20 protein-coding genes are annotated in these 26,179 nt (G+C 33.2%); 1 reads left to right on the plus strand and 19 read right to left on the minus strand.

Annotated elements, in window-relative coordinates:
• The first annotated feature begins 201 nt into the window (after positions 1-201).
• Positions 202-411 carry a hypothetical protein gene (locus AB3G34_RS05095; protein WP_369753648.1) on the plus strand — a complete coding sequence of 70 codons (210 nt, stop codon included), beginning with the start codon at positions 202-204 and terminating at the stop codon, positions 409-411.
• A gap of 45 nt (positions 412-456) precedes the next feature.
• Here AB3G34_RS05095 and AB3G34_RS05100 read toward each other — a convergent pair whose 3' ends face one another.
• The 19 genes from AB3G34_RS05100 to AB3G34_RS05190 all read right to left on the minus strand — a co-directional run bounded on the left by AB3G34_RS05100 (position 457) and on the right by AB3G34_RS05190 (position 25,970).
• Entirely contained in the window at positions 457-2,211 is a 1,755-nt protein-coding gene (locus AB3G34_RS05100) for a tyrosine-type recombinase/integrase (RefSeq protein WP_369753649.1), read from the minus strand.
• A gap of 533 nt (positions 2,212-2,744) precedes the next feature.
• On the minus strand, positions 2,745-4,172 hold the full coding sequence (locus AB3G34_RS05105; protein ID WP_369753650.1) for an L-serine ammonia-lyase: 1,428 nt from the start codon (positions 4,170-4,172) through the stop codon (positions 2,745-2,747).
• Positions 4,173-4,347: 175 nt separating this feature from the next.
• Positions 4,348-6,663 carry a BamA/TamA family outer membrane protein gene (locus AB3G34_RS05110; RefSeq protein WP_369753651.1) on the minus strand — a complete coding sequence of 772 codons (2,316 nt, stop codon included), beginning with the start codon at positions 6,661-6,663 and terminating at the stop codon, positions 4,348-4,350.
• Positions 6,663-11,627 carry a translocation/assembly module TamB domain-containing protein gene (locus AB3G34_RS05115; RefSeq protein WP_369753652.1) on the minus strand — a complete coding sequence of 1,655 codons (4,965 nt, stop codon included), beginning with the start codon at positions 11,625-11,627 and terminating at the stop codon, positions 6,663-6,665. The genes AB3G34_RS05110 and AB3G34_RS05115 overlap by 1 nt, the downstream gene beginning before the upstream one ends.
• 166 nt (positions 11,628-11,793) lie before the next feature.
• On the minus strand, positions 11,794-13,476 hold the full coding sequence (locus AB3G34_RS05120) for a Na/Pi cotransporter family protein (RefSeq protein ID WP_369753654.1): 1,683 nt from the start codon (positions 13,474-13,476) through the stop codon (positions 11,794-11,796).
• A gap of 102 nt (positions 13,477-13,578) precedes the next feature.
• On the minus strand, positions 13,579-13,953 hold the full coding sequence (locus tag AB3G34_RS05125) for a group 1 truncated hemoglobin (protein WP_369753655.1): 375 nt from the start codon (positions 13,951-13,953) through the stop codon (positions 13,579-13,581).
• 301 nt (positions 13,954-14,254) lie between these two features.
• Positions 14,255-14,554, minus strand: a complete 300-nt coding sequence (locus tag AB3G34_RS05130; protein WP_367769445.1) for an HPF/RaiA family ribosome-associated protein — start codon at positions 14,552-14,554, stop codon at positions 14,255-14,257.
• A 270-nt stretch (positions 14,555-14,824) separates the two neighbouring features.
• Entirely contained in the window at positions 14,825-15,619 is a 795-nt protein-coding gene (locus AB3G34_RS05135; RefSeq protein ID WP_369753656.1) for an NIPSNAP family protein, read from the minus strand.
• A gap of 64 nt (positions 15,620-15,683) precedes the next feature.
• Positions 15,684-16,373 carry an aspartate/glutamate racemase family protein gene (locus AB3G34_RS05140; RefSeq protein ID WP_369753657.1) on the minus strand — a complete coding sequence of 230 codons (690 nt, stop codon included), beginning with the start codon at positions 16,371-16,373 and terminating at the stop codon, positions 15,684-15,686.
• Between the two features lie 120 nt (positions 16,374-16,493).
• The gene (locus tag AB3G34_RS05145; protein WP_369753658.1) at positions 16,494-17,051 is read right to left on the minus strand and encodes a hypothetical protein; all 558 of its coding nucleotides are present in this window, start codon (positions 17,049-17,051) and stop codon (positions 16,494-16,496) included.
• An 81-nt stretch (positions 17,052-17,132) separates the two neighbouring features.
• Entirely contained in the window at positions 17,133-18,053 is a 921-nt protein-coding gene (locus AB3G34_RS05150; RefSeq protein WP_369753659.1) for a helix-turn-helix domain-containing protein, read from the minus strand.
• Between the two features lie 68 nt (positions 18,054-18,121).
• Positions 18,122-19,132, minus strand: a complete 1,011-nt coding sequence (locus tag AB3G34_RS05155) for an aldo/keto reductase (RefSeq protein ID WP_369753660.1) — start codon at positions 19,130-19,132, stop codon at positions 18,122-18,124.
• Between the two features lie 126 nt (positions 19,133-19,258).
• Entirely contained in the window at positions 19,259-19,696 is a 438-nt protein-coding gene (locus AB3G34_RS05160; RefSeq protein ID WP_367769459.1) for an acyl-CoA thioesterase, read from the minus strand.
• Between the two features lie 81 nt (positions 19,697-19,777).
• Entirely contained in the window at positions 19,778-20,149 is a 372-nt protein-coding gene (locus AB3G34_RS05165) for a glyoxalase (protein WP_369754079.1), read from the minus strand.
• A 28-nt stretch (positions 20,150-20,177) separates the two neighbouring features.
• Complete coding sequence (locus tag AB3G34_RS05170) at positions 20,178-21,647, minus strand: serine hydrolase (RefSeq protein ID WP_369753661.1); 1,470 nt, start codon at positions 21,645-21,647, stop codon at positions 20,178-20,180.
• A 62-nt stretch (positions 21,648-21,709) separates the two neighbouring features.
• Positions 21,710-22,099, minus strand: coding sequence for a DUF1398 domain-containing protein (locus tag AB3G34_RS05175; protein ID WP_369753662.1), 390 nt, complete (start codon positions 22,097-22,099; stop codon positions 21,710-21,712).
• Positions 22,100-22,300: 201 nt separating this feature from the next.
• The gene (locus AB3G34_RS05180; protein WP_367769467.1) at positions 22,301-22,801 is read right to left on the minus strand and encodes a hypothetical protein; all 501 of its coding nucleotides are present in this window, start codon (positions 22,799-22,801) and stop codon (positions 22,301-22,303) included.
• A 233-nt stretch (positions 22,802-23,034) separates the two neighbouring features.
• Entirely contained in the window at positions 23,035-24,633 is a 1,599-nt protein-coding gene (locus AB3G34_RS05185; protein ID WP_369753663.1) for a hypothetical protein, read from the minus strand.
• A gap of 599 nt (positions 24,634-25,232) precedes the next feature.
• A complete protein-coding gene (locus tag AB3G34_RS05190) occupies positions 25,233-25,970 on the minus strand; it encodes a hypothetical protein (RefSeq protein WP_369753664.1) in 738 nt (245 codons plus the stop codon).
• Positions 25,971-26,179 lie beyond the last annotated feature (209 nt).

Below are 26,179 nucleotides of genomic sequence, written 5' to 3' on the forward strand. Positions count from 1 at the left end.
TTTTTATCGTTTATGAATTCTCCAATTGTTTGTTAAAGTGTTGCCCAACGGAAATTGCTTTGCTACGTTGAGGATTAAGCAAGCGTATTGCTTCGGATTATCACAAATAAAAACTGACATAAAAAACTAATTAAATTAAACGCTATGCCGAAATGTTGCAAAACAAATGTTATGCGTTCGGCTTTTTTAACACCTAAAAAAATGAAATCAAAAATCACAAAATACTACGCAGATTTAAAAGGAAGAGATTCTTACGGAAAATTTCTTATCAGAATTCAAACAGATTTTAGTCAATTTATTTTAGAAACAAGTAACGGTGACGCTTATATTGATATTGATAAATCGGAATTAAAAGAAATTAGAGATTTTATTACAGAACTTCTTGGAGATACCGACCAAGCTGACGCATAACTTGTATATAACATCAAATATATACATCTTTTTGGATGTTTTTGATTAATCTTTCAGTTTTTTCTTGTTATTTTCATCTACCAAGCGATCTAATGGACTGAGTATCTTATCAGCAGCCATTTTCGAAACATGCGTGTATATTGTGGTCGTTTTAATACTAGCATGACCTAGGAATTTTTGAATGTATCTAATATCAGTTCCATTTTCTAGTAAATGGGTAGCAAAACTATGGCGTAAGGTATGTACAGTAGCACTTTTGGATAATCCGGATTTTTTTAGTGCTTGTCGCATTACTGATTGCGCACTACCAATGCTGTAGGGTTCCCCTGCATATTGCCCTTCAAAAACATATTTATTGGGTTCGTATAATGTCTTATAAAGCTCCAGTGAACTTACAATAGAGTAGGGCAACATCACCAGGCGGTCTTTCTTGCCCTTGGCATTTTTAATATGAATTTTATGCTCGGCAAATAATATATCGCGCCACTCTAGAGTTACAATCTCACTTACACGTAGGCCTGCACCATAGCCTATTAACAATAATAATTTGTGTTTTGGGTTGTCTACAGCTCTAAAAATTTGTAGACATTCTTCCATGGTTAATACTGCCGGTAATTTTTTTTCACTTTTTGGTCGAGGAATTTTTAGTTCAAAGCCTTTTTGATGTTCAATTTGCTGATAATAAAATAATAAAGCATTTACCATATTGTGTCCGGAGGAGGCTGATAAACCGCGCTCCATAATGGAAGCCAAGTATTTTATGATTTCTTTTTGTGTAATGGTGTGAGGATCTCTAAACTGGTGATCCCGCAGGAATTTTAAAAAGGAACTGGTATAGGTTCGCATCGTGGAACTACTGTAATTAAGCGCCAATATAGTGTCTACCATTAACGTAATATAGTCATGTGCTGCATCAGGAACTTGGTTGAATAGTTGCGCTTTGGTTTTACTTAAATCGAGTTGTTTCCTGTTAGGTAAGTTTTGTTTCAATAAATACCCTTTAGGAAGCCGGTTGTTAATTAGTACTTTATGAGGCTCAAATTGCATTCCCATGGCCTCATATACACTAGGTGCGGCAGGAAGTAAATAACAATCTTTGATGGTACTAAAACGAGCCATAGAGAACCGTTTTATTTTTTCTCGCAATACAAGAAATGGTGGTACATACACTTCCATCCATTTCGGGTCTTCTGGATGTGGTTTTACTATAATCGATTCAGATGTAAAGACCGTTTCGCTTTTGTAAGAATCATTTTCAGGAAAAAAAGAGGATGCGCCAAGTATTTTTTCAACTTGCAATTTTACATTAGTGTTCCTTAGCACCATGTAAACCTTATAATTGGCATTCCAATAGACTCCTTTTGTGGCCAATAATTGCCTGCTTATTGCCTGATAATACTGCATCTTGAAAACCCAATACTTACCTAAATTAGGCAGTAATTCTAAACGCATGTTGGGTGCTAACGAATTTGTTTTCGCTATATGTTCAGGGTTATTCAGCATTAGTGCCGAATCTAACTGAAGGTTGCCTGTGGCTATGGCTGGAAGGTCACGGCCTATGGTAAGGCCGGCCAGCGGTTGCGTTTTTGTCTTTTTTGGGTTGTCAATAACCAAATCATCAAAGGTTTGACTTATGAGCTTGTAATTTACAGCATTGTAATCAAAATACCAACAACGGAGCGACTGGCTATAGATTCCTCCCAATTTTTTTAATTGAGAAATAGTCCCACTATCATAGGTAAAAAAAAGTCCGATTCGATCTGCATCGCGATGCCATATCTTTTTTACAATTATTTGCATAAGGCGTATATGAAGTAACTAAAATACTACTTTATTTTAAATAATATCATATAATTTATTGATTTTGAATGGTCTATGATGAATTTTATTTCGAATAGTTAAAAATGCCTGTTTTCGCTGTCGCAAAAGGGGATCTTGCGTGAAGGATCAAAGTGGAAATCCTCCCGATTTTTTTCGGGAGATTGTAGCGTAGAGCCTGACGCTGCTGCAACGGAGTGGAAGCTGGGGCACGCCCAAAAATAGGAGATTGTGAAAATCATTTACCGTCTATCGTTTTCCGTTGATCGTTTTCTGTTTAACGAATAACGAACAACGGTCAACGAAAACCGTCCACCGTTTACCGTCCATCGCAGGACAAATTACGATTATTGATTAGCTAAAATGAATATAGGTCAACGGGCATCGAACAACGAAAACCGTCCACCGTTTACCGTCCATCGCAAGATAGATCATCTACTAACGAACAACGAACAACGAACAACGTGCATCGAACAACGAATAACGGTCAACGAACATCGGTCAACGAACAACGATTAACAATCAGCCATATTAACGGCAATCGCTAGTCCGCCCTCCGAAGTTTCTTTGTACTTATTGTTCATATCTTTAGCGGTTTGCCACATAGTATCGACTACTTTGTCCAATGGTACTTTGGCGTTTTTTGGGTCGGTTTCAAGGGCGAGTTCGGCGGCATTGATGGCTTTTATAGCACCCATCGTATTGCGTTCGATACATGGAATTTGGACTAAACCACCTATAGGGTCACAGGTCAATCCTAAATGGTGCTCCATGGCAATTTCGGCGGCCATCAATACTTGTTCGGGTGTTCCACCCATCAGTTCACAAAGTGCCGCTGCAGCCATAGAGGAGGAAACGCCTATTTCGGCTTGGCAACCACCCATAGCGGCTGATATGGTTGAACCTTTTTTGAAAATACTGCCTATTTCTCCAGCCACCAGTAAAAATTGTTTGATTTCTTTTGGGCCCGCATTGTGGTTTTCAATTACCAAATAATACATTAAAACGGACGGAATTACTCCAGCACTACCATTTGTAGGTGCGGTTACAATGCGGCCTAGTGCTGCATTGACTTCGTTTACGGCCAAGGCAAAACAGCTTACCCATTTTAGGATTTGGCGAAACTTCACTTCGGTCAAGCGTATTTGTTCTAACCAAGTTTGTGGATCACTATAATTAGACAATCCTATTAAATTTTGATGCATGTCAAACGCTCTTCGACGCACATTTAATCCACCCGGAAGGATTCCCGAAGTATGGCATCCTATGTACATGCACTCCAACATCGTGTTCCAGATGCGCATCAATTCATGATCGATTACTTCCTCCGTGCGCATGGATTTTTCGTTTTCATAAACAATCTCCGAAATGCTTTTATTTTCGCTTTTGCAAAAGGCCAATAGCTCAGCCGCATTATTGATCATGTAAGGGAAAGCACATTTAATTTTGATTTTTTCCTTGGCGTTAATGCGTTCTTCTTTTACTACAAATCCACCACCGATGGAGTAGTAGGTAGCCTCATATGCAATCTCGTTTCCAATAAAAGCAGTAAATGTCATCCCATTAGAATGAAAAGGAAGAAACTCTTTATTGAACCTAATATCATCAGCGAACTGATAGGGTATTGGATATTGATTTCCTAAATTGATTAGGTGGGTATCTTTAATGATTTTTATAATTCCATCGATGTTTTCCACCGGAATATATTCTGGGTCTTGACCGCTAAGTCCTAGCATCACTGCCAAGTCAGTCGCATGCCCTTTGCCTGTTAACGACAAGGAGCCATATAAGTTAGTTTTAATTCGCGTAACAGTAGGTAAAAGGTTTTCCTCTTTCAATTCTTGCAAGAAGCGTTCAGCGGCACGCCATGGGCCTAAAGTATGAGAACTTGATGGTCCAATACCAATTTTAAGCATGTCAAAAACTGAAATACACTCTTCCATATGTTGCGAATTTTTTTAAACAAATATAATTGAAATTAGCAATGAATTGCCTTTAACAGCAATAAAGATGTAATAATTATTGTGTTTTAAGGTTTTATTATGATTATTCTTTAATAGATCAAATAAAAAAAAGGCATTGTAGATTTTGAAGCTATTGGTAATTAAAGTAATAGGTCTAAAATGGATATCCAATAGCCAGATTAAATACTAAATTGTCATTTCGCCAAGATCCACTTCCAAAATTTACTTTGTCCAATACCCAGCGTTGACCATCGGGCAAGTACGGTTTACGTATAGGAAAAGCAAGATCCGTTCTCAGGACCAGAAACGAGAAATCAAATCGCAATCCAGCACCTACACCCACAGCGAGTTCGTTTAAAAAGTCTTTAGAGAATTTGGCACCCGGTTTGTCTATGTTGTCTTTTAAAAGCCATATATTTCCGGCATCCATGAACAAAGCTCCTTTAACCAATCCGTAAATTTTTGCTCTATACTCTGTATTGAATTCAAGTTTTAAATCTCCTGATTGATCCGGTAAAAAGGTATTGGCATTCGTTGATCCATCAAAGGTTCCAGGGCCAATAGAGCGTGCTCTAAAGGCTCTAATACTATTCGTACCACCATTAAAAAATTGTTTGATGAATGGCATTTCATTTGAGTTGCCATAAGCAAAACCTGCTCCCACGATAATTCTACTAGCGAGTTGTGATTCGGCACCTAATTTTAGGTAATGCCTGAATTCATTTTCTACTTTTATAAATTGACTAAATGGTACCTTAAATACTTTAACGGTATCTCCTGATTTTATATTAGCACCGGATAGTAATCCTGTTATATTCCCAGCGAGGTCAATACTTCCCTTGTAATAAAAGGTATTCTTTTTTCTTTTCTCCATGGTATTTGTATACGTATAGGAGTAAGTAGGACCAAAAATCAATTGTTTTTCGATTACTTTTCCAAGTGATGCATTGGCAGCAATTTGTTCGCGATACAAAGCCGTAACATTTTGTGGACTGGCAAAGGTGATCTCAGTGACATTCAACAAGTGTTCTTTGCGTTCATTCTCTTTCCATAAATATCCAAAAGAACCTTTGAGGGTTTGCAAGGAATATAATTTGGTTCTGTTTTGAAACTCATATCCTAGTGTTGCTTTTGTTTTTGGAACAAAACCACTGGAAGATTGAAATTTAAAAGGAGCAATAAGGCGCGGCCAAATTAAATTAGCCTCTGTTCCAAAACGGTATACATTAAACCCATTATTTTGTCCAGATACCTGTACTTCAACTCCACCAAAAGCTGAAATTGTAAGCTGTTCCGCTCCTTTCCATAAATTACGATTGCTCCAGTTTACATTGAGTTCTGTTCCAGTATAATTAGCTGAATTGGTTTTGGCCAACACTTCTACACGAATGGATTTCTTAGGCAAAGGAGTCAAATAATAATAGGCATCGAGATAATTACTTATCGTATCGGCTACTTTAAACTGGTTTTTTACAAACTTGAAAGTGCCTAAATTGACTAATCGATTTAAAGATAAATTGTGGTTGGTGCGGTTGTAATAATCCCCTTTTTTAAAATAAAGCGTTCGGTCAAAAATGCTGGGATTAAATAAATGTTCGTTATCTATAATCGTAAAATCCTTGTAATGAACAATTGAATCACTGTTGCTGGAGGCATTATCTGTATTAATGGAATAATTAGGATACACGACCACTTTATTGATCTTGTATTGCTCTTTGGACAGTTGGGGCGCATCTGTTTTTATCTTCACGATCAAATCTACTTGATGATCGGCTACTGTACTGTCTACCTGTACGAGCAAATAATCAGGATTGAAATAATAGAATCCTTTTTCTTTGAGTCGGGTATCAATTCGTTCTCTTTCGGTTTTAATAACTTCTAAACTGTATCCTTCTCCTTTTTTTAATAAAGAGCGTCTTTGTGTTTTACGCACTGCTGCAGCCACAGCCGATGATCCTTCGGGAAATTTTACGTCTCTAATAAAGTAACGTTTGTTTGGTGTAACAGTATACGTCGCTTTTGCTTTTTTTCCCGTTCTCGTGGAATCAGCAGTGGATTTTACATTGAAATACCCTTTGTTTTCACTATAGTTTTGTAAAACACTTTTGTTGTATTCTAGATCTACTTTACTGTATAAAACGGGTGCTTCGCCCAGTTTTGTTTTGATCCAGTAGCGAATTCCTTTTTCTTTTTTTGGCTGTCCCGCCAAATTATAAAAGAACAGTTTGGGCCTCATCCCTAGAAAGGAAGAATTGGGTTTTGGCCTTACCAAAAGCTCTAATTCTGATTTTAGTGCTTTGCGTTCCTTTTTAGCAGGTTCATTTCCTTCTATTTTAATTTTTGCACCTGTATAAAGCAGTTCTCCTTCGGGTAAATATTTAGTACCACTGCATCCAGATAGGAACAGGATGACAAAAAGGAAATAGAGTAGTGGCGCTTTGTTTTTCATAATGCTATAGGTAGAATTCATTATTTCTTTTTGTTTTTCTCTTTTTGAGTTTTACTTTTTTGAAATAATTCTTTAAAATGATTGTAATCTAAAGTGATAATAAAAGCAATTCCTGTTTCTATTACTTGTCCTTGCAGTGCCACTTGGTATTTGTTTAAACGGTAGGCTTTTAACTTGTATCGTCCATCTTTAGACAATTGATATTCAACAGATACGTCACCCGCAATGTTATTGTTAGTTTCATTGGTTTGTTGTGGCCCTTCCAGCCCAAAACTGCTCCCAACGGTTACTTTCAATCGATCGTTCAGTAATTTTTTAGAAATCCCTACATTCAAATCGGTTTTATTTTCAAGTTGTCCCGTGGTATAATCTTCGGTTGAATTTAAATCAAAATTCAATTCGACACCGCTAATTAAGTTTCCGGCCAAATTGTTCAGTTGTTGCGATAGGATTTTACTGGCACTTTGTCGCGCTATGGATGTCAAAGAACTACCACCAGCTTCACTAGCAAAAGGATTTTCACCTATAAAACGATTCAATAGCAGTAACGCAAATACTTGCTTGTTGAGTTCGTCTGGTTGCTGACGCAATTGCGTTAATTTAGCTTGAGTTGTATTGATAATTTCGGTGGATACACTATTGTTTCCATCGGGCAAAATAATATCAAAACTGATGACGGGTTTCATTAACTCCCCAGTCATTTTTAATTCGGTTTCAAAAGGGATTTTTTGTTTGTAGGTATTTCTTACTTCTGCCGAAACATTAGCCAATTGGTCATCAATAAGATCAATAGGAGCAGCCTGATTTTTGTAAACAGCAGTTATATTAATATCTGCCGATGTTGGTTCGCCTGTCCATAGAATATAACTACCGCTCTTAATATCGAATTTTCGTTTGATAAAATTAAAATTCATTTCATAAGCTCCTTCTTTTAGCTCATATCTTCCTGTTAAGGTCGTTTTTCCTGAAGGATCAATTCCACCATTTAACTGCGCTTCTCCTTTTAATTTTAAAAAGTCACCATTGGATTTGTCAATTACAATAGATAATTCGGCCTCTTTATCGACTTCTATATTGACCGATGCATTGATTCCTTTTATTTCTGTTTTACTTAAATTTTCATCTACAGCAATGGTTTCAATCATCGAAGGATTGTCTTGGTCAATAAATTCCACAATTCCTTCTCGATCCGCGATGGATGGATCCGATTGTGGCATTACAATAGTCAGTTTGGTGTCTTTATTTACTTTTATATCTCCATCTACAATAGGATTATTGAAATCTCCTTTTATTCTTAAATGGTTGTCTAAATATACTTCTCCATAATACAAAGGATTGTCTTTCTCTTTGGAATTTAAGGCTTTGAAATTTGTGGCATCTAATGTTAGATCAAAACCGAAATTATTGAAATTTGCACTATTGATTTTTCCGTTAATAACTAAATCATTGTCTTTCTCATCTTTAATGGTAAAATGATCAAATAGAATGGCATCATTGGTAAACGAAACGGCATCATTCATGGACTTAAATGTGGCGTTGAGTGGCGTTACTTTGAATCCGATATCATTCAATTTTAAGTCACCAATCATTTTAGGTTGATCTGTAGTTCCTGTTATTTTAAATTTACCATTAAAAAAACCAGTGCTTTCTTTTAGGTTATCCAATGTAAATCCTTGAATGCTTTTCAGATTTAGTTTTACAATATCCAGGTTGAAGTCCATTGCACCATTTCCTGTTTTGTAAGTTCCATCTAAATTCACTTGATTGTCCTGACCTGTTATAGCTACTTTTGCATTATAGCTGTTGGCAACGATATTATCCACTTGAATATTGATTGTCCCAACGGTGTCTTTTTTAAATGCAAAATCAGAAATGGTAAGATTAGAAGTAAAAACAGGCGTTTGATTTAAATTTTTTAGTAGAACCGCACCATTTGTAGTTCCACTAATGGTTAAGTCACTTTTTTCGGCAATGCTAGTCAGCGTCTCTAGTTTAAAATCTTTGAAATTAATAGCCAGTGGCGCATTTGTTTTTTGAGATTCAGATTGCAATTCAATGCTACTCCCGTCTTTGCTTAGTTTAAGCTGGTTAGCATACAATCCTTTAGGACCAAAACGGATTACATTAGCAGGATCTATATTCCAGGATTCGTAATTAAGCAATAGGTTTTTTGGATCAAAATGAAGGTCATTATTTCCATTTTTAGCCTCAACTGTACCAGCAATCAAATACCTTTCTTTGTCTTTTAAGTCTTTTAATTGTAAAACATAATTGGCAGTATTGTTTTGTATTTTACCAGTTAGGGAAGTGTACGGCAGTTGAAATTGAGTGTTTTGTAAATCATCAACCATTAAGTTGTATACCAAAGAATTGTCTTTAGTATCTATTTTAAAAACGGCATTTGTCACTGTGTTTCCTCCATAAATAACTTTTGGGATGGCGGCATTCAAAACAATAGAATCATTTACGGTATTGTATCTTCCAGAAATAGCTATAGGTTCCAGGCTCTTTAAATCAGGAATTAATTTCACTAAAAGCGGACTGTCAGCAATTCCAATTTTGAATTCCAATTGCTGCTTTTCAACTGCTTTAGTTTTCGAATATGAATCTGTTGAATAATATTTTGAAATAGACTGAGACAAGGCAGCACCAATTTTAGATAGTTTGTATTTTCCGTTTACGCTAGCAGTCATAAATGGAGATTTTAAATCCAAAGTATTTTTATCAGCAGTAGAAGTGGCAATTAAAGTAATGGAATCGGTGACATATTGCGTTGCCTCATCAGCAACGGTTAAGTTTAAAACAGTAAATTTACCATTGAGGTAATCCAGATCAGCTGATTGAATATCAGCTTGTACAGTTCCTCTTATTTTTAGTGGACCAGCATGCAGGTTTAACTTTTCAAGGTCAGCAATATCAATATTAAGGTTAATGGTACCAGCGGGATATTTATCTTTAAAACTACCGCTGCTCACTAAGTCAAAAGTAAGATTGGGATCAGGGCTGCTTGCATTTATTTTAAATAAACCATTATGAATGGCGCCTTTTAAATCCAAGTTTTGATAGGTATATTTATTGTAATATAGTTTTTGAATGGTCCCGCTTATGGATGTATTTGCTGTTTTGGGATCAAAACCTGTTCCTTTAATAGTAGCATTTAAACTGATTTTACCAATATCACTATTTTTTATCAATTTGCCTAAATCAAAATTAGTCAGTTCTGTATCTAGATTGTACTTTTCTTTGTTTTTAATTTGTTGGTTGTACTGCCCCTTAATGGTAGCATTTCCATAACTACTCCCTAAAACGAGATCGGTATAGAAATCATTTAGCGTTCCTTTAAATTTTCCTACGGCATTAAATACGGCCGGAAGTGCAATGGTATTAGGAATCGTTCCTTTTGGAATAAATTCGTTTATATCTTTAGAAGTGGTTTTGAATTCATTGATGACCAAATCAAAATGCGCTTTATTGACATCAGGTAAACCTGTTATTGTACCACTGGCATTTACTTTAGTCGTTCCCAAGCCACTTACTTCTAGTTTTGGTATTTTGATGTAATTGAGCTTTCCACTGACTTTACTGTCAATAAGAAGGATGGCGTTAGGATTACTATCAAACGGCTTTGTAGTGGATAATGTAGGAACAAAAATTAAAATGTCTTTAAAACCAATACTGCTTTTTTTCAAATTGGCAATCAGACTTAGATCACCTAAATTTTTCGAAATATTTGCTATGGATTCATACCCAATTTGGATTTCGTTTTGTAATTGGGTTTGGGGAGTTTTGAGATATAAATTTTTAAAGAAAGCATTCTTTCTTCCGTAGAACACATCCGATTTTAAAGCGAGTATATTTAACCCACTTTTTTCCTTCCCTTTGAATGAGTCAATATTTGCAGAAATACTGATGGGGCTATAACGGAAGTTTTTGGCTTCGGTACTTAAGGATGAAAATTTCAGATGGTTGTAATCAATCCCTTTTTCTAGGACAGTAGCATTATAATTGTCATAAATAAACCCCACTCTTTTTAAACTAAGTTCCCTTATTTTTACTTCCCAATTATTAGAATCAGTAGCTGTTGTACTAGTAGCAACTATTTCTTTTAGCTTTCCAAATGCTAAATTTCCTTCGGCATCGGCTAGCGAAACTTTATCAATTAATAAAAATTGGTTGTTGATATCTGTTTTATCAAATTTTACCAATAGTTTTTTTAAGGAAAGGGTAGTGGTTAATTTACTTTTTTCATCTTGGTAGTCAATGGCAATTTTAGACAAATCTACTTCTCCTAGTCCAATGTTGAAATTCGATTTAGATGCTGTACTATTTGCTACACTGGTAATTTCTTTTGGAATTCCTTTTTTTAGCTTTAGCTTCAATCCTTTGATTTTGATTTTAGGAACCTCAAAATTCATTTCTTCCAAATCAAAAGTTTTGATTCTCGTTTCTAAATGCCTTAGTTTTAGTGTTAAATCATTTTTAGAAAATGCATCAGTATATTTTAGGTTTATGGTGTCTAGATTGACTTCATCCAATGAAAAAATCATTGGTGTGCTGTCTTTGGGTTGTTTATCTGGGGACGCAAAAGCTTTGATTATATAATCGAAATTAAAATCTCCTGTTGCATTTCGGTTTATATTTGCCGTGATTCCATTTAAATCAATAGAATTAATAGCAACCGTATTATTTATTAGTTGCCACATACTAATATCAACTGCTATTTTTTTACCAGCCAAAAGCGTATCTTTTTTTTGACCTTCAAAATAAATGCCTTCCAGGATGATTTTTTTGGGAAACTCAATTTTTAAATGGTTTATAGAAACTTTAGTTTGAATTTTTTCTTGGATATAGGATACCACTTTTTGTTTCGCAACGTTTTGTACCGAAGGAATTTGTATGAGGATTAGAAGTATTAAAAACAAGCTAAAGATTGTTCCTACTATCCAAATAAATAACCTTAAACTCTTTTGTAAGTATTTTTTCAACTGTTGTTGTTTTAGATTTAAAATTGTCAGAATAAACTGAAAACCTCTTTTTAAATTTAAAATTGAATTTTACACAAAGATGAAAATTAATATTCATATTGGCTTATAAAATTTAGAGTAAATCTTATAAAATTTTTTGAATTTAATTTTCTATATACAAGTAGTTTTAAGTTTTATACACGGGAATTTCATTAAAGTCTTCAGCTAGTTTTTCTTTCAGTAGAAAATCTTTTATAGCCATAAACATAGCTTTATTTGAAGTAAAAAGTTCTCTGTTGAAATTGATAACTGTGGTAATATCTATATCTTCAATTGGCGCATTTTGTACCTCTGAATAAAAAGTGTTTAGTGCCGATGTATAATTGATTTGTATGGAATTAAATAAGCTTTGTAATTTTTCAAATGTAACTTGATTTTTTTCCGTTAAATAGGAGTTCAACTCCATATAAAGGATTTTAGTTTCTTCTTTATGATGGATAAAAAATTGGTACTTGATATCTTTAGAAGAATGACTTAGATTCGAAATATTAGTTCCAATATCTTTCACGCTTTTTACAGCATGCATTGCAGATCGCACTGCTGATATTAATTGGTTGATTTCGGAATATTCTTCTGTCTGTAATTTGGGTCTTAATTTCAAATAAAAAATTTGTAGTTCCCCTTGCAATTGTTTTAAGAAATCATATTGATCTTCTTTAGTTTTAGAGAAAAATTTATGTTTATCATTGATGCTTTTAAATACAGCATTTTCCCGAAAATCGTGAGTGTCAATTTTGAACAATTCCATATTGAATAGCATGGAATTATGTATAAAATAGTTGGTTTCTCTTCTAAATAAATCCAATGCTGTTATGGGCTCAACGATCGAGGCATGAGTAATAAAAGCAGCCGTATTTCCATTAAGATCTTTGAAAAACCGTTCTAGAAATTGCGCAAAATTATCAAGGAAAGGAAGGAAAAAAAGGATAGAAAATAAGTTGATTAGACTTGAAAAAGTGACTAAACCAATCAGTGGATTTTTAATATTGAAAACATCCGTAATAAGACTCAAAATAGGTTTTAACAAGATAAAAGCAAACACAGTAACAAAAACATTGAATAGAAAATTACCCAAAACAACTCGCTTTTTTGAAGCATTACCGCCAATAGCTCCTAACACAATTTTTATGGTTGTCCCTGTTTCTGATCCCAATACAATAGCGGCAGCAATTGGAAAACTGACTGCTCCAACATGAAGTGCACTAAGAGTCAATGCCATAGTGACAGAGCTAGATTGAACTAGCATGGTTATAATAAATCCAATAACTAAGAAAATGATTAATGGCATTTCGGCATATTTTGAGAAATCAAAAATCTTAACTTGCGCTTCCATTGCCGTTTTCATGAAGGAAAGACCAATGAATAATAATCCAAAACCAAAAAGGAAAAAAGAAATGTATTTAATGGTTTTACGACTTCCAAAAAGAATTAATAGTAAACCACCCACACAAACGGCGGGATAAGCTACTACTTCAATATCAGTTTTAAAACCTAATGTAGCTACTAACCAGCTATCGAGCGTGGTTCCAAGATTAGCACCCAAAATTATAGCCATAGCATTTTTCATCGTAAATACACCTGCACCTACGAAGGCCAAAACCATAAAGGAAACCATAGAACTACTTTGAAGAATGGCTGTTACTATTGCTCCACCAGTTACAGCTCCAATCTTATTTTTTGTAATGCGTTGTAGAAATAGTTTAAAACTACGACCCGACAAATTTTTGAGAGATTCTTCTAGCAAGTACATGGCAAAAAGGAATAATCCTACACCAGCAGCAAGTTTAAAGAAATGGTTGAGCGTATCCATAAGACATAAATAGACTTAAAGATAAGAATAAAATTATTGAAAACTGTTCTTAAGGTTGGATTTAAGCGGACTTGAAATGCTTTATTATGCAAGTGGGAATTACTATTTAGAAATAATCATTCCCTTTAATGACCAAAGAATTGCTAACACCTCTTTTTTTGAATCTTCATCAATATTATGTTTATCTAAAACACGAAAGATATCCTCCATGACATGCATATACTCTCCTCGATTTACATTCATGCCAGTGTGGGCTGTACTCATATCTTTGCCACTATAAGTTGCGGGACCTCCGCTACCTGCGCTAAAAAATTCAATGGTGTGCTTTTTAATGTTTGCCAATTCTTCTGGTTGGTCCCTAAAGGGTATAAATCGAGCATTTATTGCAGGATTATTCATGTGTTCTTCAACCACATCATTGACAATTTGTGTAATTCCAGAATTTCCTCCTAAGCGATCGTAAAGTAAAGTCGTCATAATAGTATTTTTTATGATTAAACAATAGAACAATAGTAGTTTTGATATTTGAAATAAGATAGTAGTATTCTTGGGGAGAAGTTAAAGCGCTATTTTAGCTTTACTAAGTTACTCATTTTTTTAAGTAATAGAGTATTTTAAATAAAAATATAATTATAGAATTCTGATAATTAATTATTTAACTGTTGTAGTGCTATTTTTATTTCGGTTGTAGGCCTATGGCATACTTTATCTTTACAAATATAAATAGTGGTCTGTTTTGGGGTTAATTTCTCCTCTAATAATGCTAATTGAAATAGAACTAATGCAATTGTCTTTCACTCTTGCGTTTGTTTAATTGTACAGTTAAATCTTTTATGGTTTCTGCTACTGCAGCTTCTAAAGTTTCCTCGTTAGAAGAGGCAAAAATTGGAGGTCCAGGACAGCTAATAGTAACATCGCACAATTTCCCTTTTCCATTTGTGTCTTTTTCCTCTTTGAAAAATACTTTTGCTCGAATAATCCAGTCAAAGTGTTTGTATAATTGGTCCAGTTTTTCCAATACAAGATTTTCTGCAATTTTGTTTTTTTCTGTATTAACAAATTGAATCGTAGTTTCCATACTATTTATTTTTAGGATTAAACAATAAAATTAATAGGTATTGAGGCAAAACAAACGGAATAATTACAGATGTGTTTTTAGTTGTATTTGAAAAAAGGTTTTGCCTTTAAATGTAGTATTCAAATTTACGATTTTAATTTGCAGAAATAAAGGATATAACACTTTAATACGCTAATAATAAGTGGATTTTCATGTTTTTGGTAATGATCAAAAAAAGAACCACAACGTTTATAGTTGTGGTGCCTTAAAATTTGATTTTTCAATTTTTTACTAATAATCTGAGTACTCTGTTGGATATAAAAAGGTAATATCAATATGTGAGATGTTATTCTTGTATTTTTCCATTGCAATTAATCCTTTCCATTCAGGCGAATCAGAAAAGGCTTTCCAATGGGCATCACGACTGTCCTGATCTTTAAAAGTAGTCATGTACATCAAGTTGGGCATCTTGGCTCCTGAAAGTACTTGGCCATAAAAAACAGCATTAAATTGAAGGCGGTTAAAAAGTTTAACTTCACCACCAGCATTAAACATGTCCACTTTATTGGCATGAATAGCTTCAGTAGGAGATTCGTAACTTCTTAATTCATACACTCGTTTGTCTCTAGGACTGTCAAGTGCTGGAGTAATTAAAAAAGGGTGATATGTAAAAGCTTTCAATAAAACTGATTCAATGCGTAGGTAAGGGGCTTGATTATAATTGGCATTCAAATAAGCTGCTCCCGCCGATAAATAGATTTTGTCTTTGGATAATTTCTCATCAAGATTTAGAAATTGATCCATTGATTTAAAAGGAATTACGACAATTATTTTTTTTAGGGTATCTGTATCAGTAGCATTTGCTTTCGGTTTAAAAACGCCAATATTCTTAATTCCTAGTCTTTTTAATCCAGGCAAATAGGCTTCTTTCAAGAATTTATCGGTAGCTTGAACTTGCTCATCTGAATGTAAGGTATACGTTTTGAGCTGGTAGAATTCTCGTGATTGGTTTGTTTTGTTAAATGATTTAAAACTTGTTATTGCAAAAGCAAGAACCACAAGAAATAGTATTTTGGTTGTTTTCATAATAAATTTGATTAATTTTTAAACGGTATTATTTTTTAGTAATAGAATAGTATGAGGATTCTTTTCAGCTTAAAGCAAATTTTACAGCAGCAGCCGAATGTATTATTGCGGTGTCAAAAACAGGAACAGTGACATCTTCTTGTTGAATTAACAATGGAATTTCAGTACACCCTAGAATAATTCCTTCAGCACCATTTTCTATTAATTTATTGATAATAGCAATGTAGCGCTTTTTAGAATTGGGGTTAATGATACCTTTTCCCAATTCATTGTAAATGATATCCTGAATAAAATCTCGATCTTCCGCATCTGGGATAATAGCTTCAATATTTTGGTCGTTGAGTTTTGAACTAAAAAAAGTAAGTTCCATGGTGAACTTAGTACCTAGAAGTCCCACTTTGGATAAATGGTGTTTTTTTATTTCTTTTGCCGTTTCAGTAGCAATATGGATAACGGGAATGTTTATTTTTTGCTCAATTCGGTCCGCAAGGAGGTGCATTGTATTTGCACATAAAAGAATCGCTTCCGCACCGCTTTGTTGTAAGTTTTCACATGCTTCGGATAGCATGATAAAAGTTGATTCCCAATCGTTATTATTGTTGTTTCTTACAATATCGGCATAGTTAAAGGAATGGATGATGCATTTGGCAAAATTGATACCACCCAGTTCTTTGTTAATGCCTTCATTTATAAGTTTATAATAATCAGCAGTTGAAACCCAGCTAATTCCACCGATAAGACCTAATGTTTTCATCTCTTTTAGTTATATTTTATTATCCCTTTTCATAAATCAGGACTTGAGTTGTTTTTTTATAAAAGTATAAAAAAAACTATAACTTTTTGGGTTATAGTTTGTGGGTAATTTTTTATGGTTTTATTCTAAAATTTTTCTAACATTTAGGTGGTTTTCTTCCCCCATTTTCCATAATTCCCCAAATAAATTAGCCGTTTCTCCAATTTTAAATAAGCGATATTTTTCGGGACTTCCTAGATTTGGAATACTGATTGTAGCAAAATAAAGCAGTCCATTTGTTGTTTTTATTTTGGCTGTATAGCCATCTTTTCCTCTTTCGATACTTTGAATTATACCAGTGATTTGTGCTTCGGCGCTATCTTTCTTTTTTAGTTCAAGTATTTCTTCAACTTTAATGTGTTTTTCTGTTCCCATTTTCCAAACTTCCCCTTTTACAACTATAGTATCCCCAACGGATGCTTGTTTGAATAAATGTGGATTACTCAAATTGGGAATGCTAATTGTTCCCAGATACATTTTGTTTCTTTCGTTTTTAATTGTCGCTGTGTATCTGTCTTTTCCAGATTGAATAGCTGTAATTTTACCACTAACAGTCGCTGTTTTTACTGTGGAGCATGACCCCAAACTTACTAGGATAATAAGGCTTAAAATTCGTTTTTTTATTGAGAATATTTTCATGTTTCTATTTTTAATAACTATGTAATAAACGATAAAGATATGATTTGTTATTAGAAATAGGATCTACTATTAGAAATGTATTTAATTGAAAGAACTTCGATACTCCAAGGGGGAAACATTGGTTCTGTTTTTGAATAATTTACTAAAAGACTGTGGATATTCATAACCCAATAGGTATGCAATTTCACTAACGGATAAAGAGGTTGTAGTCAAGATTTCTTTGGCTTTTTCAATTAACTTATCTTGGATGTGTTGTTGCGTACTTTGTCCTGTAAGAGAACGAAGCATATCACTTAAATAATTGGGAGAAACATGCAATTGCTCTGAGATGTATTGAACAGTTGGAAGGCCTAATTCGGCTACTTTATTAGTGTTAAAATAATCGGTAAGTAGTTTTTCCAGTGCAGTCAATAGGTCATTACTAGCATTTTTACGGGTGATAAACTGACGGTTATAAAATCTGTTGGAATAATTAAGTAATAATTCAATTTGTGAGATTATCACATCCTGACTAAAACCATCAATTACAGAACAATATTCAATATAAATACTTTGCATAATATCAGTAATCATTATTTCTTCTTCATCCGAAAGATGTAACGCTTCATGTGTGGCATAAGAGAAAAAACCAAAGTCTTTAATGTTTTTTGCCAAAGAATAATTTTGAATAAAATCGGGATGTATAACTAACCATCTGCCGGATAAAACAATATCTTCTTTAACAGCGGTAGATATTACCTGACCTGGAGAAAAAAAAGTCATTATACCTTCGTCAAAATCGTAATAATTTTGTCCGTATTTCAATTTACCTTTAAAATCATTTTTGGTACAAACCGAATAAAAATTGTAAATAAAATTATTTATTTTATCATCAAAATCACATTTAATTTCATTCAAATTTATAACGGATACTAAAGGGTGCTTCGGTTTAGGTAATTCTAATAAACGATGCAACTCAGAAATGGAATTGATCACATATGGAGCATTAGTTTCTTTTTTCATGGTACGAATTATAAATACAATAGGAAAAACCAATGGTCAAGATAGTTTTTCCTACTGTATAATTTGTTTTATTGATCGATGGCTTGCATGTTTGCAGCGTCATAACGAGCGCCGGTTATGGTTCCTAAAGGGATGATAGTTTCTAAACGGTTTATTTCTTCAGTGCTTAATTTAATTTCTGCTGCGGCATTATTTTCTTCAATATATTTCACTCGTTTTGTTCCTGGTATGGGTATTATCCCTTTTGAAACAATCCAAGCAATAGCCAATTGCGAAGGTGTAATTTCTTTTTCATTGGCCAATGTTTTTATTTCATTTACCAACGTAATGTTTTTGTAAAATTGTTCGCCTTGAAAACGAGGTAAACTTTTTCTAAAATCATTTTCAGGAAAATCATCAATGCTTTTAATATCCCCAGATAAAAAACCTCTACCTAACGGAGAGTAAGCTACAAACCCAATTCCAAGGTCTCGAATTGTTTTTAGAATCCCAGCTTCTTCAATGCCACGCTCAAACAAAGAATATTCAGTTTGTACTGCGGTTAAAGGATAAACATTGTGTGCTTTTTTGATGGTTTCTGATGAAACTTCTGAAAGACCAATATGACCAATTTTCCCTTCTTTTACTAACTCAGCCATTGCCTGAACCGTTTCTTCAATTGGCGTATTCGGATCTAAACGGTGCAAGTAATACAAATCAATATAATCAGTTCCTAAGTTTTTAAGGGAACGTTCTACTGCTTTTTTTACATAATCCTTTTTACCATTGAATTGCCAAGTCAGTTGCTCATTGTCATCGATTTCATAGCCAAATTTAGTAGCAATAGTATATTGGTTTCTATTTCCTTTGATCGCTTTGGCGACAAGCCTTTCATTTAATAATGGGCCATATAAATCAGCAGTATCTAAAAAGTTATATCCTAGTTCTAGTGAGCGGTGAATGGTAGCTATAGATTCAGCTTCATCCGCTTTTCCATAAATATCCATTCCTGCAATTTGGGTCATTCCCATACAACCTAATCCTACTTTTGGAACATAAAGTCCTTGACTTCCCAGTTCGATTTTTTTATTGGTATTCATACTTTTTATTTAATTGTTTAATTAACAATACAAATGTCAGTCGAATACTAAATTTATAATTATCCCAATCTCTTATAATTGTATCCAAAATGAGAATCAAGGATAATTATTTGTTTCAAATCTCTTTTAAAGGCTTACAAAATCATCACTTTTAGGAAAACTACTTAACGCTTTCACAGCCATTTCTGGAGTTGGGTTGGCAATTTTTCTAAGTTTAGTATCCATCCATGCTCCATCAACTGTAATTGTAGCACATATTTGGCTTTCTTCATTCATGAATTCATGAACAATGGACCAGCGAGAAGCATCTGCTTTCATTTTGGATACTTTAGTTTGCATAAAGATGATATCAGAAAGTTTGATTTCTTTTCTAAAAACGCATTCTTCTCTAAAGAGAATTGGTCCAAAATGATTGGTTTGTAATACTTTCATGGTCAAGCCAAGGTTTTCCAAAATCTCAATACGATGTTGTGCTCCAAAATCATAATATGCACTATGACGAACATGAAAATTAGGATCTAAATCAGACCAACGAAAGGATAATTGTTTTCTAAAAGATGTCATAAATTATTTTACTATTATTATTATTATTATTATTATTTAAAAAGGATACTCCAACACAATTAAATTATTTTTTTTCCAAAATTATTTTTCAGCTTTAAATGCGCCAAAATGCCATAGAATACCCGATGGATCATGTAGGTAACATTCACTTCCCCATAGTTGCTCACGTATTGGGATTAATTTTACACCAATGTATTTAGCAGGAAGATCAAGTGCTAATAGGTTATTGTAAAATTGCGGAACATCTTCTACCTCCATAAAAATCATGGTGTTGTCAACCCAATCTTTGACATAAGCATCCTGTAAATAGAACCCTAAATTATCCGATTTGAAATAGGACATATTTGTAGCTAAAATAATCTCTTGGAATCCGAGGTCTTGATAGAATTGACGCGACATGGCATAGTTTTTTGCTCCTATGAATGGACGAATAGATTTGCCTTTGTGTTCCATATTGATGGTATTATTACTTTGCACTTTCTTATTTTGTGATTTCTTCCAGCACTTTTTTTCCATTTTGATTATTAGGATCCAATTCTACTGATTTTTTATAATTTAAAATGGCACCTTTTTTATCACCGTCTTTTAAATAGGCTTCTCCTAAACTATCATATGTATTTCCTGATTTTGGAAATGATTCAACATTGAGTTTAAAAATAGCGATGGCTTCTTTTACTTTTCCCGTTTGTAAAAATTGGTATCCTTCATTATTCATTTCACTTTCATTTAGGGCATAGGTATCTGATTTTTTATTTTCGTTAAAAAAAGTAAGTCCAGATGCAATTCCCCTTTCTAAAATAATAGCTACGAGCTCGCTCGCCAATGATTTTTTAGGTAAACTATATGGCGTATTGTACAGTATGTTTCTAATGGCTGTACTCATTTCGTTTAACTTTGCACCGCCCGTATTGTTTAGTAAAACAACTAAATTTTTATCAGATGGAATTCGAGAAACTATAGTGTTAAAGCCATTTATTCCACCGCCATGCTCCACCACCGTTAAGCTGTCTTTACTTTCGCCATTAGGCACCTTATTGATAAACCAACCATAACCATAAAATCCTGGTCCTGCGGGGATATAAGAATTAAATAATAGCTCTCGGTTTTTTGTTGAAAGTAACTGTTCTGTATATAATGCTTGATCCCATAAATAGAGATCCTCAACTGTTGAATATAAGGAACCCGCAGCGTAAGGGATAGACATATCTAGATAATTGGCATTACTATAGTCTTTCCCTTTTTTCTCATAACCAGATGCTCTGTTTTTTAGAATAGTTTCTAGGTGATCATATCCTGTATTATTCATTTTAAGTGGTGTGAGAATATTATCTTGTAAACACTGTTCATAGCTTTTTCCAGAAACTTTTTCAATGATATAACCTAATAAAAAATAACCCGAATTACTGTATGCAAATTTTTCACCTGGAGTAAATTCCAATGGCAAATTAGCGAATGTTTTTACAAATGCTTCTGGACTGTACAGGTTGATGCTTACTTCTTTTACGAAATTTGGGAACGACGTATAATTTGGAATTCCAGAGGTGTGGGTGAGTAATTGATGAATAGTGATTTGATCTCCTGATTTTTTAGGATAATCAGGTAGGTACGTAGTAATAGGGGAGTCCAACTTTATCTTTCCTTGTTCCACTAATTGCAGAATTAGCATGGAAGTAAATTGTTTAGTAACGGAACCTAATCTATGCTTTGTGTCCGTTTGATTGGGAATATTCCATTCCATATTTGCCATTCCAAATCCTTTTTTATAAATCACTTTGCCTCCATCGGCCACTAGCACGGAACCATTAAACTGCCCGTAACCCGAATATAAACTCATTAATTGATCGATTTTTTCGGCTTTAGTTTGTCCATTGGAAACTGTTACGGTTGCCAGTTGAACGAAGAGAACAATAAGGAGTGTCTTGCATACAAAGTACTTGGAATGTTGATACATGAATGGATAGTTTAAATGATTAATTCTTTGATTGATAATTTAATTTGATAATTTAGATTGTATTAAGTAGGAATTTTTTCGATGATAAGTGCATCCCCTGCAGTTGTTAAATAGGTACATGTCATTTCAATAATATCAATACGCCACTTAGCAATTCCACATTGAGCAGCCTGTTGGCAAAAGGTAAAATAATCTGTTTGACCACTTTCATGCATCACAAGACATTCAATAAAACGCTCTTTATTACCAGTGGGTGTGATGTATAATGGTTCGTATTTTTTATCGGTACTTACTTCGTAATCGGTATCGCTGTAATAAACAACTCTACTATCGCTTACGATAGTATCATATCCTTTAATCCCTAAATGAATTAATTCTTGAATGTAAATTGCAAAATCAGATTCTGTTTGGACTTTATCGTACGCTTGTTTGATTTGTTCTAGAGTAAACATATATTTATTATTATTATTATTATTTAAGTTTTTCTTATTGATGAGATCCTTTTTTATTTTTTTTCTCCTCGCTTTACAATTGATTTATTTCCATGGATAAAGTTAGTCAACTATTTTTAGTACGCAAACAGAAAATGTAAGGCAAAAAAAAAGAGAGTTTCATATTGAAACTCTCTTTTGCATTTAAATAAATGTAATGAATTAACGTCTGTTATTGTTTTCGTATTTATCACGCCCGTTTTGGTTGCGATCATTTGAAGCATATCTATTGTCTTTCCAATCTTTAGACTTGTTTTTATTATACTCTTTACGATTGTCTTTACGATTCTCTACAAATCTATGATTCTCTCCTCTGTATCCTTCATAATATCTAGTTCTGTCATTATTGAAGTTGTTGTACGGTTGGTTTCCATGATAGTCATTCAATGCTACTTTATAACCATTTCTGGTATCATAGTTTCTATATTGATTAGGTAAGTATCTTGAACGTTCCCAGTTCCCTCTTTCCAAATAAATATATTGATTAGCGCGAACATCGTAATAGGATTGAATGTCTGGCAAATAATAATATCCTACAGCTACATTTGCTGAATTTTGATATACAGGGGCAGTCCCTATGTTTAGACTAATTGAAATTTGTGCATTTGATGTGCTTGATACAAGTAGAATTATTCCAACGGCAATTAATTTTAAGGTTTTCATATTTTCTATATTTTAGAATTATATTTAATTTTTTTTTATTCGTTTCGTATATACATTTTCTGTAAATTCAACAACTGTGCCACAGTATTTTTTTAACATTATATTGGGCTGAAGCAGCTGAGTTGTATTACGAATTTTAGTATAATAAAATGCTGAATATTAATAAGTTGCGACTTATTTATATTCAGCATTTTAATTTATAGAAAATATTTTTTTTAATGCCTAACGGGTCATTAAACTTGAGTAAGCAATTTATTTTTATGATTTTTTTTCCGAATGTAGCTAATCTTAGGAGACGCTACACCTCTAATTTGTAATTGATGTTGTTCCGTTTGGTATTTATTAAAGTTGTCCCATTTTGGAGGGAAATCTGTTTTTTGTCCGCACATCGCGTCGACACATACATTGTTGTCTTTGTACTTCGTGTGTAGCACTGCTACAATTTTAAAGAAAAATTCATCAAGCAGTACGATGGTATCAAATTCTGACTTAAGCGTATTACAATTTGCATCTGAAGGATTGATTAGCTGTAATAAATCCAATACTTCTTCCTTTTCTTCGGGGTTAATTTCTGTTAAATAACCATATTTTAAGGTTTTAAAAACCAAATTATTCCAAGCTTCACTATCGTGTCCCCATTTAACATCGGGAAGGTTTAAAGCATGTTCACAGATTAAGATAATAGAAAAAAGAACATCATTTAAGTAGGTTGCTGGGAATTCGTCAAGGCTTCTAAATTCAAAACCACTTTGGTACATTTTTTCCTGATTAAAATCAAGACCTACTTCAGGAAGTAATTCATATTCCATTTCCTTTTCGATTTGATCTCTCCACCAAATGTTGTCTTCTTTTTTAAATTGTAAAAGGGCTCTAAAATCATCAACTTTGTAGGTTAAGATTTTTCCTTTTGGCATTGATTTATTATAAGTACCAACTCCAATATAACGAGACATGGCATTTCGCATAGAACCTAAAGTGAAGTTTTTGTCTAAATTATGAGTATTACTAATCACTCCCATAATATCTGGGCTTCCTAGTGTGGCAATAAAAAAAGGCTCAAACCATTGCAGTAAGTAAATTGCGTTAGCATGTGTTTTATCAAAAGCTGGGTAATCAACAATTCTACTGTTTTCTGTTAGAGTAGGTAAGGTGATATGGAAATGGTAGGTTCCATTATTAAACAAAACAAGATTTTCTTGATTAGTCATAAACATATTAAGACCAGTATTATAATCTGGAAAACTCAACTTTTCTTTTAGTACCGATGATTCGTTGATTTTGTCAAGGAATAACTTTTTGGTTGCTTTCAATTCATTGCAAGAATCAACGATAGTTCTATTTTCAAAATATTTAGTTACAAATTCGATAGAATCACCATCAAAATGTACAGATCCCATCGTTTTTTCTCTTTGAGTAATCATACTTTGAATATTGTACGGTTCCTTCTCTAGAAAACGTTCCATAATTGACTGCCCAATATATTCGGGATTGTCTATGGATTGCGGTTTTCCATCAGCAGCTTGATCACTATTCGTTACTGCATTTATTGCTGGTATTGTTTTGTGTTGGAAATTGATGTCAAGCTTTTCTAAGGAATGACTATTCATCATTCGGCTCACTTTATAATTTTTGTCTGAGCTAAAAGCAGTTACTAATAAAGGCGCTATGCTTTCTGGTTTATAACATTTTCTATAATCAATACTGTATTTCTCAAAACCAATTTTTTCTTGTATAAAATCACCAGATACTATTAAGGGGTCTTCAAATTGCATGTAGGTTTCGTTTTCTAATCCAATTCCCCAATAATATTTTGTTGTCTGATTTTCTTTCATTTATACGAGTTCTTTTTTTTATGGTTAATGATTATATAATTTTTTTATAGGTGTACAAAATCGTATTAGTTGTCAATCATTTTAATGCCGTTTTGCTGCATTAGAAATAAGTATTTACAACCATTTAATCGCTTTTTACTTTTAAATTACAGGAATTTAATTTCAGTCTCAGAAAGTTTGTGTTTGTATCGACTGAATGATTGATAAGAATCCAAATTTTATAATGTTATTGTAAAATTTGAACTGCTTTTAATTTATTTTATATCAATGATTTATGTAGATAAATAGCTAAATTTTAATTTTGCCATTTTTGTGATTTTCCAAGTTGCAAAAGTACTTTATTATTATGTCATTTCCAACTAGATATTGGAATGAAAATTATGAAAAAAGAAGGAAGTTTAATTTTAAAAAAGGAAGAGTAATTTATTTAAAAAATAAAGGATTTAATGTGTTGATTGTGAATATTTTAATATTAAATTAAATAAAATTTTAATTATGCCAATGAGTATAGTTGAAAACTCTTTTTTTTAATTGAAAGTATTGGTCTATTTTAAGATGCCTATAAGTGTTCCTTTAATGGTATTATGTAGAACTTAAATTTAGTCATGATAGTAAAATACAAAGGAAGAATATAACGGATCATTCCACCAATCTTTTTTAACTTCAGAGAAGTAATTGTAGTTCAGTTTTCCAGCTTGTGATTGCAATGGATATAGAACTACGCCATTTTCTCGGTATGCTTTATTTGTGTCTGTTTCGGGTACAACGGGAACGATGTGTCCTGAGAGTCCTTTTTGTTTTCTTTTGGCACAAATAATGGCAACACCTCCATTGGTATTTACTTTATTTTGCATTTCTTCGACGCTAAATATTCTTTTCCAGCCAAAACTGCTTCCCCATTTCAAAAACCAATCATGGATCGCACTAGAATAAATTGTTTTTACAGTTTCATTATAAATAGCTTCTACTTCTTGTCCATCCAATATTTTTTGGATTGCTTCATCTGTCCACCAAACAGTAGGGATATAAACATTAGAAAAATAACAATAATCATAAGAATAAACATTGCAATAGGTGTCTTCTACTGTCCTTTTATAGCGAATGTTTTTAGTAACATCTAGTTTTTCGATCAGGCGAGCAATGCTCTCACGTTTTGTTGTGGGGTTTGTTAAGTCTCTAAACGGGATGCTGGAGTCACAAATGGGCTTGTACTTCATCACTGTGGAATCTAAACGGGATTGAGGATCGGGTAAAAAACCAGCAATTTTTATTCTGGGATCTGGAATTGCATCTTCAACTATTGATTTATTTGGATTGGTAGTGGTATCATTCTTCATTTTGACTAATTTGATGTACTCTAAACTTGATTTTTAGGAGTTACAGTTAAACCTAGTTTTCTATTAAAGTAACTTTTCTAAGTTTAGAATTCTTATAGTTTTCAAAAACTCCTTAGCATATATTTCTCTAAAATTTAAATGTAATAAAAAAAACTAAAAAAGGAAATGAAATTAAGTTATAAATATAAAACGGAGTTGAAAAAGAATAG

Origin of the sequence: Flavobacterium sp. WC2409 (assembly GCF_041200085.1) — a bacterium.
Lineage (GTDB): Bacteria > Bacteroidota > Bacteroidia > Flavobacteriales > Flavobacteriaceae > Flavobacterium.

Excerpts from the sequence above, each read along its gene's own strand:
- AB3G34_RS05135 (WP_369753656.1), bottom strand. The coding sequence starts at position 15,619 with ATGAAAACAACCAAAATACTATTTCTTGTGGTTCTTGCTTTTGCAATA.
- AB3G34_RS05145 (WP_369753658.1), bottom strand. The coding sequence starts at position 17,051 with ATGAAAATATTCTCAATAAAAAAACGAATTTTAAGCCTTATTATCCTA.
- AB3G34_RS05155 (WP_369753660.1), bottom strand. The coding sequence starts at position 19,132 with ATGAATACCAATAAAAAAATCGAACTGGGAAGTCAAGGACTTTATGTT.
- AB3G34_RS05105 (WP_369753650.1), bottom strand. The coding sequence starts at position 4,172 with ATGGAAGAGTGTATTTCAGTTTTTGACATGCTTAAAATTGGTATTGGA.
- AB3G34_RS05150 (WP_369753659.1), bottom strand. The coding sequence starts at position 18,053 with ATGAAAAAAGAAACTAATGCTCCATATGTGATCAATTCCATTTCTGAG.
- AB3G34_RS05180 (WP_367769467.1), bottom strand. The coding sequence starts at position 22,801 with ATGAAAACCTTAAAATTAATTGCCGTTGGAATAATTCTACTTGTATCA.
- AB3G34_RS05165 (WP_369754079.1), bottom strand. The coding sequence starts at position 20,149 with ATGGAACACAAAGGCAAATCTATTCGTCCATTCATAGGAGCAAAAAAC.
- AB3G34_RS05130 (WP_367769445.1), bottom strand. The coding sequence starts at position 14,554 with ATGGAAACTACGATTCAATTTGTTAATACAGAAAAAAACAAAATTGCA.
- AB3G34_RS05125 (WP_369753655.1), bottom strand. The coding sequence starts at position 13,953 with ATGACGACTTTACTTTACGATCGCTTAGGAGGAAATTCTGGAATTACA.
- AB3G34_RS05100 (WP_369753649.1), bottom strand. The coding sequence starts at position 2,211 with ATGCAAATAATTGTAAAAAAGATATGGCATCGCGATGCAGATCGAATC.
- AB3G34_RS05175 (WP_369753662.1), bottom strand. The coding sequence starts at position 22,099 with ATGTTTACTCTAGAACAAATCAAACAAGCGTACGATAAAGTCCAAACA.
- AB3G34_RS05170 (WP_369753661.1), bottom strand. The coding sequence starts at position 21,647 with ATGTATCAACATTCCAAGTACTTTGTATGCAAGACACTCCTTATTGTT.
- AB3G34_RS05095 (WP_369753648.1), top strand. The coding sequence starts at position 202 with ATGAAATCAAAAATCACAAAATACTACGCAGATTTAAAAGGAAGAGAT.
- AB3G34_RS05140 (WP_369753657.1), bottom strand. The coding sequence starts at position 16,373 with ATGAAAACATTAGGTCTTATCGGTGGAATTAGCTGGGTTTCAACTGCT.
- AB3G34_RS05185 (WP_369753663.1), bottom strand. The coding sequence starts at position 24,633 with ATGAAAGAAAATCAGACAACAAAATATTATTGGGGAATTGGATTAGAA.
- AB3G34_RS05120 (WP_369753654.1), bottom strand. The coding sequence starts at position 13,476 with ATGGATACGCTCAACCATTTCTTTAAACTTGCTGCTGGTGTAGGATTA.
- AB3G34_RS05190 (WP_369753664.1), bottom strand. The coding sequence starts at position 25,970 with ATGAAGAATGATACCACTACCAATCCAAATAAATCAATAGTTGAAGAT.
- AB3G34_RS05110 (WP_369753651.1), bottom strand. The coding sequence starts at position 6,663 with ATGAATTCTACCTATAGCATTATGAAAAACAAAGCGCCACTACTCTAT.
- AB3G34_RS05160 (WP_367769459.1), bottom strand. The coding sequence starts at position 19,696 with ATGACATCTTTTAGAAAACAATTATCCTTTCGTTGGTCTGATTTAGAT.